The sequence below is a fragment of the Stutzerimonas stutzeri genome, assembly GCF_002890915.1.
In the GTDB taxonomy this organism is placed as follows: domain Bacteria; phylum Pseudomonadota; class Gammaproteobacteria; order Pseudomonadales; family Pseudomonadaceae; genus Stutzerimonas; species Stutzerimonas stutzeri_AF.
On record NZ_POUT01000015.1, the window covers coordinates 41,716 to 53,725 of the forward strand.

10 protein-coding genes and 1 riboswitch are annotated in these 12,010 nt (G+C 66.5%); of the genes, 6 read left to right on the forward strand and 4 right to left on the reverse strand.

What is annotated here, in order from left to right:
- Positions 1 to 84: 84 nt before the first annotated feature.
- Positions 85 to 894, reverse strand: a complete 810-nt coding sequence (locus CXK94_RS19830; protein WP_102895585.1) for an aldo/keto reductase — start codon at positions 892 to 894, stop codon at positions 85 to 87.
- Positions 891 to 2,066: an NAD(P)/FAD-dependent oxidoreductase gene (locus CXK94_RS19835; protein WP_102895586.1), complete on the reverse strand. Its 1,176-nt coding sequence runs from the start codon at positions 2,064 to 2,066 to the stop codon at positions 891 to 893. The genes CXK94_RS19830 and CXK94_RS19835 overlap by 4 nt, the downstream gene beginning before the upstream one ends.
- A 376-nt stretch (positions 2,067 to 2,442) precedes the next feature.
- Here CXK94_RS19835 and waaA point away from each other — a divergent pair, with 376 nt between their 5' ends.
- Positions 2,443 to 3,711: a lipid IV(A) 3-deoxy-D-manno-octulosonic acid transferase gene (gene waaA / locus CXK94_RS19840; RefSeq protein WP_102895587.1), complete on the forward strand. Its 1,269-nt coding sequence runs from the start codon at positions 2,443 to 2,445 to the stop codon at positions 3,709 to 3,711.
- 499 nt (positions 3,712 to 4,210) lie between these two features.
- Here the strand turns inward: waaA and CXK94_RS19850 are convergent, their stop codons facing one another.
- Positions 4,211 to 5,665 carry a TolC family outer membrane protein gene (locus tag CXK94_RS19850; protein WP_102895589.1) on the reverse strand — a complete coding sequence of 485 codons (1,455 nt, stop codon included), beginning with the start codon at positions 5,663 to 5,665 and terminating at the stop codon, positions 4,211 to 4,213.
- A gap of 185 nt (positions 5,666 to 5,850) precedes the next feature.
- Positions 5,851 to 5,957, forward strand: a riboswitch (TPP riboswitch).
- Positions 5,958 to 6,055: 98 nt separating this feature from the next.
- Here CXK94_RS19850 and thiC point away from each other — a divergent pair.
- Positions 6,056 to 7,939 (forward strand): phosphomethylpyrimidine synthase ThiC, encoded by a 1,884-nt coding sequence (gene thiC / locus CXK94_RS19855; RefSeq protein WP_102895590.1) that lies wholly within the window; start codon positions 6,056 to 6,058, stop codon positions 7,937 to 7,939.
- Between the two features lie 51 nt (positions 7,940 to 7,990).
- On the opposite strand, the gene CXK94_RS19860 is transcribed toward thiC, so the two are convergent.
- Positions 7,991 to 8,725 (reverse strand): RsiV family protein, encoded by a 735-nt coding sequence (locus CXK94_RS19860; protein ID WP_102895591.1) that lies wholly within the window; start codon positions 8,723 to 8,725, stop codon positions 7,991 to 7,993.
- 331 nt (positions 8,726 to 9,056) lie between these two features.
- Here CXK94_RS19860 and CXK94_RS19865 point away from each other — a divergent pair, with 331 nt between their 5' ends.
- The 4 genes from CXK94_RS19865 (at position 9,057) to CXK94_RS19880 (ending at position 11,914) form a co-directional block, all read left to right on the forward strand.
- The gene (locus CXK94_RS19865) at positions 9,057 to 9,674 is read left to right on the forward strand and encodes an NUDIX domain-containing protein (protein WP_102895592.1); all 618 of its coding nucleotides are present in this window, start codon (positions 9,057 to 9,059) and stop codon (positions 9,672 to 9,674) included.
- Complete coding sequence (locus CXK94_RS19870; RefSeq protein WP_102895593.1) at positions 9,671 to 10,117, forward strand: DUF1249 domain-containing protein; 447 nt, start codon at positions 9,671 to 9,673, stop codon at positions 10,115 to 10,117. The genes CXK94_RS19865 and CXK94_RS19870 overlap by 4 nt, the downstream gene beginning before the upstream one ends.
- 152 nt (positions 10,118 to 10,269) lie before the next feature.
- Positions 10,270 to 11,085 carry a 3',5'-cyclic-AMP phosphodiesterase gene (cpdA, locus tag CXK94_RS19875; RefSeq protein WP_102895594.1) on the forward strand — a complete coding sequence of 272 codons (816 nt, stop codon included), beginning with the start codon at positions 10,270 to 10,272 and terminating at the stop codon, positions 11,083 to 11,085.
- Between the two features lie 223 nt (positions 11,086 to 11,308).
- Complete coding sequence (locus tag CXK94_RS19880; protein WP_102895595.1) at positions 11,309 to 11,914, forward strand: YqiA/YcfP family alpha/beta fold hydrolase; 606 nt, start codon at positions 11,309 to 11,311, stop codon at positions 11,912 to 11,914.
- Positions 11,915 to 12,010: the final 96 nt, after the last annotated feature.

A 12,010-nucleotide genomic window follows, 5' to 3' on the forward strand; every position in this document is an offset into this window, starting at 1 on the left:
TCCTCCTTGCGTCGCTCGGCCGCTGGGCGGCATCGGGTGGTATCGCCCCCTGGGGCGGGAGGGAAAGCCTAGCCCAGTTGCCGCTCAATTGCCCATCAGGACGGTGGCCGCAGCATGCACGTTGTCGGTGAGGTGGCGCGGGTTGATGGTGCCGATGATGGCGCCGCTCACGCCGGGTTGCCGGAACAGCAGCTCGAAGCTGCGTCGTACCGGATCTTCGCCCGACCCGAGGCAGGCGTGGCCGCTGGCCAGGGCTTTCTTGATCAGAATGCCCTTGCCGTGGGTCGCGGCATAGTCGATCACCGGGCGTTCGGCCTGTTCGTTGAGGTTGTAGGTGACCATCGCGCAATCGCCTTGCTCAAGTGCCAGCAGCCCGCCTTCGACGGTCTTGCCGGAGAGGCCGAAGGCCAGGATCTTGCCTTCGCGCTTGAGCTCGGCGAGGGTCGGGTAGACCTCGCTATGTTGCAGGATTTCCACATCGTTGCCGTTCGAATGCACCAGTACCAGTTCGATCCGGTCGGTGCGCAGGCGCTTGAGGCTGCGTTCGACGGAGAAGCGCGTGTGTGCAGCGGAGAAGTCGAAGCGTGACTGGCCGTTCTCGAACTCCTCGCCCACTTTGCTGACGATCACCCATTCATCGCGCTGGCCGGCCAGTAGCGGCCCAAGGCGCTCCTCGCTGACACCGTAGGCCGGTGCGGTGTCGATCAGGTTGATTCCCAGCTCGCGGGCGAGCGCCAGCAACTGGCGTGCCTGCACATCGTCGGGAATGGCGAAGCCGTTGGGGTACTTCACGCCCTGGTCGCGGCCCAGCTTGACCGTGCCCAGGCCCAGTGGGGAGATCGTCAGGCCGGTGCTGCCGAGCGGACGATGCAGGCCATGCAGGGTCTTGTTCATGGCAGCAGGCCCTCCCAGAATGGTTTGCTCAGCGCTGGGCGCGGCAGTTGCGGTAGTGCGGGATGCTCGCCGGGACGAATGCCGTCGCGGGCGAGGGCGGCTTCGACGCGGTCGGAAAAGTCCGGCGACAGCGCCAGCTTGGTCGGCCAGCCGACCAGCAGGCGACCCTGCTCGGCCAGGAAGGCATTGTCCGGGCGGGCCAGGCTGGATTGCGCCGGCTCGGCGCGGTCGACGCGCAGGGTGGCCCAGTGCGCGGCGGAAAGGTCGATCCAGGGCACCAGTTCGGCCAGTTCCTGCTTCGCCGCGGCGATCTGGCGGGCCTCGTCGCGCGCCACGCCCTCGGCTTCGGCCAGGTCGCCGCCGAGATACCAGACCCACTGGCCGTCCGCTGCCGGGTGGCTGGTAACCGTGACCCGCGGCTTGGTTCCGCCACCCAGGCAATGGGCATAGAGCGGTTTGAGCGTCGGCGCCTTGAGCATCACCATGTGCAGTGGCCGGCGTTGCATGGCCGGTTGCTGCAGGCCCAGCGCAGCGAGCAGTTCGGCGGTGCCGCCGCCGGCGCTGAGCACGATCCGTTGCGCGCGGATGTCCCGGTCATCGACGCGCAGGCCGACCAATTCGTCGCCTTCACGCAGCGGCTCGATCCGCTCGCCGGCCAGCAGGCTGTCGCCGGCCAGTTCCGCCAGCCGGGCAATCAGGGTCGGCACGTCCAGCACCAGCTCGCTGAGGCGGTAGACCTTGCCCTTGAACCGTGGGTGCTGCAGCGCCGGTGGCAGCTCGTCGCCCTTGACCTGGCCGACCCGCGAGCGCACGGCCTTGCTGGCGAAAAAGCTGGTGAGGTTGCCGGCCAGGGTGCCCGGCGACCACAGGTAATGCGCATCGGACAGCAGGCGGACACCGCTGAGGTCCAGCTCGCCGCTGCCCTCGAGCGCCTCGCGCCAGCGCCGCGGCATGTCGGCGATGGCTTCGGAGGCGCCGGTCAGCGCGCCGTGCAGTGCGTACTTGGTGCCGCCGTGGATGATGCCCTGGGATTTCACGCTCTGCCCGCCGCCCAGTGCACCTTTCTCCACCAGCAGCGTGGCGAAACCCTGCTGGCGCAGGCGTGCATTGAGCCAGAGGCCGGCGACACCGCCGCCAACGATGAGGACGTCGGTGCTGAGGGATTCGGGCATGGGCAGACCTCGCCTGTAAAGCTGTAAATACGGGGCGGCAGTATAACCCGGAGCCCGGCCAGCGCCGTCATGGGGCCGGTGTGCACTGGCTGCTTTGTTGCTGTTGTGGGAGGCCCGCCCCGGGGCGATGCTTTTGATTCTCGGGCAGGCCTGCGGCCTGCATCGCCGCGAGGTCGCGCCTCCCACAGGGGACGGTTGTGCTGGCTGCTTTTTGTGGGAGGGTCGCCCCGGGGCGATGCTTTGAGACTCGCCAGGCTCGCGGGCAGGTATGAAGGCCCTAAGGCCGCCGTTCCCCATTTGGCGCGCATACACTGACCAGCTTCCAGCTTCCAGCTTCCAGCTTCCAGCTTCCAGCTTTCGAGTAAACTCCGCCTCCATGAACCGTACCCTCTATACCCTGCTGTTCCATCTCGGCCTGCCCCTGATCTTCCTGCGTCTGCTCTGGCGTGCCTGGCGCGCGCCGGCTTACGCGCGGCGCATCGGCGAGCGCTTTGCCATCGGCTTGCCGCCGCTCGCGCCGGGCGGTATCTGGGTACATGCGGTATCGGTGGGCGAGAGCATCGCCGCAGCGCCGCTGATCCGCGAACTGATGGCGCGTCACCCCGGGCTGCCGATCACCGTCACCTGCATGACGCCGACCGGCTCGGAGCGCATCCAGGCGCTGTTCGGCGATCGGGTACAGCACTGCTACCTGCCCTACGACCTGCCGTGGGCCGCGGCGCGTTTTCTCGATCGCGTGCGGCCGAAGCTGGCGGTGGTGATGGAAACCGAGCTCTGGCCCAACCATATCCACCAGTGCGCACGCCGCGGCATTCCGGTGGCGCTGGCCAATGCGCGGTTGTCCGAGCGCTCGGCCCGCGGCTATGCGCGCTTCGCCCGGCTGACCGCGCCGATGCTGGCCGAGCTGAGCCTGATAGCGGTGCAGACTGCGGCCGAGGCCGAGCGCTTTCGCCAGCTGGGTGCGCGCCCGGCAAGCGTCGAGGTGACCGGTTCGATCAAGTTCGACCTGAGCATCGATCCGGCACTGCTGGAGCGGGCGGCGGCGTTGCGCACGCAGTGGGATGCCCGGCAGCGGCCGCTGTGGATCGCCGCCAGCACCCATGTCGGCGAGGACGAGATCGTCCTGGCGGCGCACCGGCAGTTGCTGGCGCAGCATCCGCAGGCCCTGCTGGTGCTGGTGCCACGGCACCCGGAGCGCTTCGCCGCGGTGGCCGAGCTGTGCCGCAAGGAGGGTTTTGCCAGCGTGCGGCGCTCCCAGGGCGAGGCGGTCGGCGCCGAGATCGAAGTGCTGGTCGGCGACACCATGGGCGAGCTGCTGTTTCTCTATGCGCTGGCGGATGTCGCCTTCGTCGGCGGCAGCCTGGTGCCCAATGGCGGGCATAACCTGCTGGAGCCGGCGGCACTGGGCAAACCGGTGCTCAGTGGCCCGCACCTGTTCAATTTCTTCGAGATCGCCACGCAGCTGCGTGACGCCGGTGCGTTGCGGGAAGTGGCCAGTGCGGCCGAACTGGCGAGTGCGGTCGATGCGCTCTGGAACGATCCGACCCATGCCGAGCGGATGCGTACGGCGGGACTGATGGTGTTGCGGAACAATCAGGGCGCGCTGCAGCGGTTACTGGCGGGGCTGGAGCGGCTGGTTCGATAGCGCGCGCCGACCCAGCCTTCACATTTCTTTTGGCAGTCCTTCGGCCTGCATCGCCGCGAGGTCGCGCCTCCCACAGGGTTCGATGTGCACCGGCTGCTTTGGGTGTAAGGCCCGCCCCCGGGAAGATGCTTTCAAGCTTCAAGCTGGGCAGCCCTTCGGCCTGCATCGCCGCGAGGTCGCGCCTCCCACAGGGTTCGGTGTGCACCGGCTGCTTTGGGTGGGGGCTGCCCCGGGGCGATGCTTTCAAGCTTCAAGCTGGGCAGTCCTTCGGCCTGCATCGCCGCGAGGTCGCGCCTCCCACAGGGTTCGGTGTGCACCGGCTGCTTTGGGTGGGGGCCCGCCTCGGGGCGATGCTTTCAAGCTTCAAGCTGGGCAGCCCTTCGGCCTGCATCGCCGCGAGGTCGCGCCTCCCACAGGGTTCGATGTGCACCGGCTGCTTTGGGTGGGAGGCCCGCCCCGGGGCGATGCTTTCAAGATGGCAGGCCTGCGAGGGTGCCCCCTAATAATCCATCCGCACCGGCTGGCCGATGGTCTGTGGCAGGTCCGGCGGCAGGAAGTCGCTATCCGGGTCGTAGTCGGGCTTGAGGTAGGCGGCTAGCTCCTGCAGGTCGTCCGGGTTGAGCGTGCCGGCGGCCTGTTTCAGGCGCAGGTTGTCGAGGATGTAGTCGTAGCGTGCGTCGTTGTAGTCGCGCACGGCCGCGTACAGCCGGCGCTGGGTGTCGAGCACGTCGACGATATTGCGGGTACCCACCTGGTAGCCGATCTCGGTGGCTTCCAGGGCGCTCTGGTTGGAGATGATCGACTGCCGGCGCGCCTGTACCTGTTCGATATCGGTGTTCACCGCCCGGTGCAGGTTGCGCGTGGTTTCGACCACCTGCCGGCGCAGGCTTTCGCGCTGCTGTTCGCTCTGGCTGAGCAGGTGATAGGCCTCGCGGCTCTGCGAGCTGGTCAGGCCGCCGCTGTAGATAGGGATGTTCAGTTGCAGGCCGATGCTGCGCTGCTCGGCATCGCCGGTGTAGCGCGGCAGGTCGAAACCCGGAATGCTTTGGGTATTGCTGAACCCCAGCAAGTCATTGTCGCCCTTGCGGTAGGACGCCACCGCATCGAGCGTCGGCGCATGGCCGGCGCGGCGCTGGCGCAGGGTCTCCTCGGCGGCGGTCACCGCGTAGTTCACCGCCAGCAGGTTGAGGTTCTGCTGCGTGGCGGTATCGACCCAGGCCTTGGCGTCGTTCGGCGTCGGCGCCAGCACCGGCAGGGTGTGGCGGATGCCTTCCAGGGCGATGTATTCGCGGTTGGTCAGGGTGAACAGCGCCTGGAAGGCATCATCCACCTGGCGTTGGGCGATGAGGCGGTTGGCACGTGCGGTATCGAAGCCGGCCTGGGCCTCGAGCACATCGGTACGGTCGGACAGGCCGACCTCGAAGCGCTCGTTGGCCTGGTCCAGCTGGCGCTTGAATGCGGCTTCCTCGGCCTTCAGCGCGGCCAGGTTGTCCTGCGCGCGCAGCACCGCGAAGTAGGCCTGGGCGCTCTGCAGGATCAGGTCCTGTTCGGCGACCGAATATTCCAGTGCCGCCTGCTCGCCGACGGCTTCGGCGGCCTTGAGCTGGAACCAGCGGTCGGCGCGGAAGATCGGCTGGCTCAGGGTAGCCTGGTAGGCGGTGCCGCTGCGTGACAGCGAGCTCGAGCCCATGCTGGTGTCCACGTCGGTCTCGGTATCGCTCAGTTCGGCACCGGCGCTGAGGTTGGGCAGCAAGCCCGCTCGCGCCTGGGGCACGACTTCCTGGCGGGCGCGGAACTGCGCGCGGGCCGCGGCCAGGTCGGCGTTGTTGTTGACGGCTTGCTGATAGACGCTGACCAGGTCGGTCTTGCTGGCGAGCGGAGCGGGGCTTTCCGCCCAGGCCGCTCCACTGGAGAGGGCGGCCACGGCAAGAGCCAGGGGAAGTCTGCGCAGCATTTTGGATTCATCCTGAACAAAGCTGATGGGCAAGGCTAAGCGGCACGTGGCGGAGGGTCAAGGCGGGCGTATGCGCCGTCCGCCGGGTTTCGACGCGCGTGGCATCGGGGCGCGAAAATGACCGAACGGTCGGCGATTTGCTCCGGCGCGATGGTTTTCCCTGCGGCTCTTGATTAGACTCACTCCCGTTCTTGTCGGGGTGCCTTGAAGCGAAGGCTGAGATCGGACAGTTCCGGATCCCGTTGAACCTGATCAGGTTAAGGCCTGCGTAGGGAACAAGATGTCCTCGCCCGCCTCTTGGCGAGTCTCTAGCCGCCGCTGCGGCGCCCCCGATGCCCTTGATCCGCCGTGTTGCTCAGGTTCGCTCCGACATTTCCCCAGGAGAAGCCGATGAGCGTGCAAACCAATAAGAATCTGAGCGAGTCCGCCCAGGTCGACCAGCAGTCCATCCAGCCCTTCCCGCGTTCGCAGAAGGTCTATGTGCAGGGCTCGCGCCCGGACATCCGCGTGCCGATGCGCGAGATCAGCCTGGACGTCACCCCCACCGACTTCGGTGGCGAGGTCAACGCGCCGGTCACCGTCTACGACACCTCCGGCCCCTATACCGACCCGAATGTGCAGATCGACGTGCGCAAGGGCCTGGCCGACGTGCGCAGCGCCTGGATCGAGGACCGCGGCGACACCGAGAAGCTGCCGGGGCTGTCCTCCGAATTCGGCCAGCGCCGCCTGAACGACGCCGAACTGACCGCCATGCGCTTCGCCCACGTGCGCAACCCGCGCCGGGCCAAGGCCGGGCACAACGTCAGCCAGATGCACTATGCCAAGAAAGGCATCATCACCCCCGAGATGGAATTCGTCGCCATTCGCGAGAACATGAAGCTGGCCGAGGCCCGCGAGGCCGGGTTGCTCGAGGAACAGCACGCCGGCCACAGCTTCGGCGCGTCGATTCCGCAGGAAATCACCCCCGAGTTCGTCCGCCAGGAAGTCGCCCGCGGCCGCGCCATCATCCCGGCCAACATCAACCACACCGAGCTGGAGCCGATGATCATCGGCCGCAACTTCCTGGTGAAGATCAACGGCAATATCGGTAACTCGGCCCTCGGTTCTTCCATCGAAGAAGAAGTGGCCAAGCTGACCTGGGGCATCCGCTGGGGCTCGGACACCGTGATGGACCTGTCCACCGGCAAGCACATCCACGAGACCCGCGAGTGGATCATCCGCAACTCGCCGGTGCCGATCGGCACGGTGCCGATCTACCAGGCGCTGGAGAAGGTCAATGGCATCGCCGAGGACCTGACCTGGGAGCTGTTCCGCGACACCCTGATCGAGCAGGCCGAGCAGGGCGTGGACTACTTCACCATCCATGCCGGCGTGCTGCTGCGCTACGTGCCGCTGACCGCCAAGCGCGTCACCGGCATCGTCTCGCGCGGCGGTTCGATCATGGCCAAGTGGTGCCTGGCGCACCATAAGGAGAATTTCCTCTACACGAACTTCGAGGAAATCTGCGAGATCATGAAGGCCTACGACGTCAGCTTCTCGCTGGGCGACGGCCTGCGCCCGGGCTCCATCGCCGATGCCAACGACGCCGCGCAATTCGGCGAGCTGGAAACCCTCGGCGAATTGACCAAGATCGCCTGGAAGCACGACGTGCAGTGCATGATCGAGGGCCCCGGCCACGTGCCGATGCAGATGATCAAGGAGAACATGGACAAGCAGCTCGAATGCTGCGACGAGGCGCCGTTCTACACCCTCGGCCCGCTGACCACCGATATCGCGCCGGGCTACGACCACATCACCAGCGGCATCGGCGCGGCGATGATCGGCTGGTTCGGCTGCGCCATGCTCTGCTACGTCACGCCCAAGGAGCACCTCGGCCTGCCGAACAAGGATGACGTCAAGACCGGCATCATCACCTACAAAATCGCCGCCCACGCCGCCGACCTCGCAAAAGGTCACCCGGGCGCGCAGATTCGCGACAACGCCCTGTCCAAGGCGCGCTTCGAGTTCCGCTGGGAAGACCAGTTCAACCTCGGCCTCGATCCGGACACCGCCCGCGCCTTCCACGACGAGACACTGCCGAAGGAATCGGCCAAGGTGGCGCACTTCTGCTCCATGTGCGGGCCGAAGTTCTGCTCGATGAAGATCACCCAGGAAGTGCGCGAGTACGCCGCCGAACACGGCCTGACCGACGAGCAGAAGGCCATCGAGGCCGGCTTCGCCGAGCAGTCCTCGCGCTTCAAGGACGAAGGCTCGGTGATCTACAAGCAGGTGTGACCGGCGAGGCGTGGCGAAGCGGGCCGGTGGAGTCCGGTCCGCTTCCTGTCCTCAGAGGTATTCCGCTTTCAGGATGCCCTTGAGCTGGTCATGGGGAATGAACAGCTCGGGGTGGCCGCTGGAGTAGGGCGCGATGCTGTAGACGTCGTACTTGAGCAGCACCCGATCCTTCAGCAGCGCGATATGCGCGGTCTGCTGGAACGGCCAGAAGTCGATGAATTCGGCATCCTGGGCATGCCCGTTCTCCGCCAGCCAGCGCTGGTGGGCCTGGCGTGCGACGCGCCAGAAGTTGCCTTCCTGCCCCGGGATCAGGACGTCCTCCAGGCGCAGTTCGCGGTCCCGCTTCCGGTCGTAGTTGATGAAGCCGCGCCCCGGCATGCCGTGGGCGCCGCCGGTATAGAGGTAGCTGGACAGCTCGACGACCAGGAGATCGCCATGCTGTTCGCGCAACTTGGCCTGCAGGTAGCTGCTCCAGTTCGGCTCGGCAGTGCTGAGGAAGCGCTCCTGGTAGCCCTGCAGCGACTCGGGCAGCCGGTCGTCCGGAGCGTTGACGGTCATCCGCCGCAGGCGCTCGTCGATGAGCCGGTCCAGTGCTGGTTCGTCGGCGAACTGCAGGCTGTCGATGTTCACCAGCGGGCAGCTTTCCTCGTGGCAACCGGCCGGGCGCTGCTCGCTGAGGTTCCGCCGGACCTCGACGGAGCGCTCCGGGACAAGGTGCTGGCAGGCGCTCAGCAGCAGGGTGAGGATGACCAGGGTGATGGCGTTGCGGGTGGTAGATGGGGTCATGGTTCGTCCATACGTGACGGTGCGCTTTCGATTGCCGAGGGGGCGCGAAGTTCGCGACACGCGGTCGGCGGAGTTTTCTCTGCGCGCGGTGGTCTGCAAAGGACTGCGCGGCAAATGTCGGCATGCGACGTTGCGGGGCTTGGCAAGGGATCATCGTCCGCGTCCTGCCGTCCGGACAGGGCGACATGTGGCGCAGCGACGCGGCTTGCGACGAAGCGGGAACAGACCCTACGATGACCACGGAGACCGCTCACGAAGTGACGGCTGTAGTCAGTCCGATGCTGCCTCGAAGAGGCCGGCGGCGGATCAACCGATATGTGAGTAGTGCCCCATGAGCGAGACCTTCAAGCCCGGCCCGGATGATGTCGAGATCCTTCGTCGAGAGCAATGCTTCAGCGGTTTCTACCGGCTGGAACGCCTGCACCTGCGTCATCGCCAGTTCAGCGGGCTGATGGGCGCGGAGCTGAGCCGCGAGCTGTTCGTGCGCCACGATGCCGTCTGCGTACTGCCCTATGACCCGCGTCTGGACCGGGTCGTGCTGATCGAGCAGTTCCGTGTCGGGGCGCTGGGCAAGGTCGACAATCCGTGGCTGATCGAACTGGTGGCCGGGTTGATCGACAAGGACGAGCAGCCCGAGGAAGTCGCACGGCGCGAGGCGGTCGAGGAGGCCGGGCTCGAGTTGGGGGCGCTGTGGCCGGTCAGCCAGTATTTTCCTTCGCCTGGCGGCAGCGACGAGCGTGTATACCTGTACGTCGGCCGCTGCGACAGCGAAGGCGTCGACGGCATCTTCGGCCTGGCCGAGGAGGGGGAGGACATCCGCGTGCACGTCTGGCCCCTGCAGCAGGCGCTGCAGGCCGTGGCTGATGGGCGTATCGACAATGCTGCGAGCATCATCGCCCTGCAATGGCTGGCCTTGAATCGCGAGCGGGTGCGGGGGGAGTGGACATGAGAACGGTGCGTGAACGTTACCGAGTCGACCTGCTCGAACTGCAGGCAGCCTGCGAGGCCAACTACCTGCGGCTGATGCGCTTGCTGCCGCAGATGCGCCAACCGTGCGAGGCACGCCGCATCGCCATCAGCCAGGGCGACCTGCTGCTCGGCGTGCTGGTGCTCGAGGTGCTGGAAAGCTGCCCCTACACCACCACCCTGCGGGTCAGCCAGGAGCACTGCCTGAGCTGGCTGCCGGTGCCGCAGATGGAGGTGCGGGTGTACCACGATGCGCGCATGGCCGAGGTCGTTCGCGCGGAGAACACGCGGCGCTTCCGCGGCATCTACCACTACCCCAACGCGCAGATGCATCAGCCGGACGAGAAGAACCAGCTCAACCTGTTTCTCGGCGAATGGCTGGGGCATTGCCTGGCCTGCGGGCACGAACTGGAGCCGGTGGTCTGATCCGTTAGAAGCACGGAGCACCAGGAGGGTGCGAATGTCTAGGCCCAGGGAGTGGTCGCGCGGTTCTGTGATCCAGGCCCACATCCCGAGGTTTACCCCTCCGATTGGCTCCTACCATAATTCCGTTGCGATTTCGCTCGAGGAGAAGGGCCTTGCCTGGTGCGTCCCTGACTGCTGTTGAAGATTCGGTACTGCTGGTGCAGCTTACCGACAGCCACCTGTTCGCCGAAGCGGACGGCAAGCTGCTGGGCATGGATACCTGCGACAGTCTGCGACAGGTGATCGAGCTGGCCATCGACGAGCAACCGCGTATCGACCTGGTGCTCGCCACCGGCGACTTGTCGCAGGATGGTTCGGTGGCGTCCTATCAGCGTTTTCGCCGCATGGCCGAACGCATCGAGGCGCCGGCCCGCTGGTGCCCCGGCAATCACGACGAATTGTGTGCGATGCGCGAGGCGACCCGCGGCACCGCGCTGATGGAGCCGGTGCTCGAGCTCGGCGGCTGGCGGGTGGTCATGCTCGATACCCTGGTGGCCGGTTCGGTGTACGGCATGCTGCGCGGCGATCAGCTCGAACTGCTCGAGCAGGCGCTGCGCGAGGCCCCCGATCAGCATCACCTGGTCTGTCTGCACCATCATCCGGTGTCCATCGGCAGCCGCTGGATGGACACCATCGGGCTGCGCAACCCCGAGGCGCTGTTCGAGGTACTGGATCGCCATTGCAATGCCCGCGCCCTGCTCTGGGGGCATATCCACCAGGAATTCGACCAGTGGCGCAACGGCGTGCGCCTGCTGGCGTCGCCCTCCACCGGCGTGCAGTTCGCGCCGCGCAGCGAGGCTTTCCAGATCGACAGCCAGGCACCAGGCTATCGTTGGCTGCGCCTGCATGCCGATGGCCGCCTGGAGACCGGGGTCTCGCGCGTCAGCGGTATCGATTTCGAGGTGGATTACAGCGTCAAGGGGTATTGAAGGCCGTAGGGGGGCGGGGCAGATTCACGAAGGGGTGTTACGCCCGCGGATGGGTATGCCTCGCAGGCATGGCTCGCTCCCGCGGATGTGCTGAAGGCCTGCTCCTACAGGGGTAGTCGGCGTAGGGTTGCGAATGTGAATGCGTTGTCTCCCATGGGCTTCACGGGTTGCAGGAGGTATCGGCTGCCTTGTAGCCTTGCCCTTTTCCCATCGAACTGTATCCATGTCCAGTTGCCCGCCCTCGATCCTCTATATCCACGGCCTCAACAGCTCGCCACTCTCGCAGAAGGCCAGCCGGCTGAGCGTCGCGCTGGAGGGTCTCGGCCTGGCCGATCACCTGCGGGTTCCGGCCTTGCATCACCATCCCCGGCAGGCCATCGCACAGCTCGAGGCCTGCATCGCCGAGCTCGGGCGCCCCGTGCTGGTCGGCAGCTCGCTTGGCGGCTACTATGCGACGCACCTCGCCGAGCGTCATGGCCTGAAGGCCCTGTTGATCAATCCGGCGGTGACGCCGCACCGGCGATTCGACGGCTATCTCGGGCCGCAGACCAATCTCTACAGTGGCGAAGTCTGGGAACTCACCAAGGATCACGTGGCGGCGCTGGCCGAGCTGGAAACCGCACCGCCGCAGGATGCCGGGCGCTACCAGGTGTGGCTGCAGACCGGTGACGAAACGCTCGACTACCGCGATGCGGAGCGTTTCTATCGTGGCTGTGCGCTGCGCATCCAGGCCGGTGGCGACCATGGCTTCCAGGGCTTCGACGAGCGCCTGCCGGCGCTGCTGGCCTTTGCCGGCTTCGACCCGCAGACGTGGCTGGGGCGGCTCTGAGCGCAATGGCCTCGACCACTGGGCGTATGCAGACGTCCGCGGCTCGGCGAGCCTGCCCGGCAGGCGCCACTCCTGGCCGGTGCGCCGATTTTTTCG

Bases quoted from the DNA above. Each gene is read 5' to 3' on its own strand.
- CXK94_RS19865 (WP_102895592.1), top strand. From the start codon at position 9,057: ATGAGCGAGACCTTCAAGCCCGGCCCGGATGATGTCGAGATCCTTCGT.
- CXK94_RS19850 (WP_102895589.1), bottom strand. From the start codon at position 5,665: ATGCTGCGCAGACTTCCCCTGGCTCTTGCCGTGGCCGCCCTCTCCAGT.
- CXK94_RS19880 (WP_102895595.1), top strand. From the start codon at position 11,309: ATGTCCAGTTGCCCGCCCTCGATCCTCTATATCCACGGCCTCAACAGC.
- CXK94_RS19870 (WP_102895593.1), top strand. From the start codon at position 9,671: ATGAGAACGGTGCGTGAACGTTACCGAGTCGACCTGCTCGAACTGCAG.
- CXK94_RS19860 (WP_102895591.1), bottom strand. From the start codon at position 8,725: ATGACCCCATCTACCACCCGCAACGCCATCACCCTGGTCATCCTCACC.
- thiC (WP_102895590.1), top strand. From the start codon at position 6,056: ATGAGCGTGCAAACCAATAAGAATCTGAGCGAGTCCGCCCAGGTCGAC.
- CXK94_RS19835 (WP_102895586.1), bottom strand. From the start codon at position 2,066: ATGCCCGAATCCCTCAGCACCGACGTCCTCATCGTTGGCGGCGGTGTC.
- waaA (WP_102895587.1), top strand. From the start codon at position 2,443: ATGAACCGTACCCTCTATACCCTGCTGTTCCATCTCGGCCTGCCCCTG.
- CXK94_RS19830 (WP_102895585.1), bottom strand. From the start codon at position 894: ATGAACAAGACCCTGCATGGCCTGCATCGTCCGCTCGGCAGCACCGGC.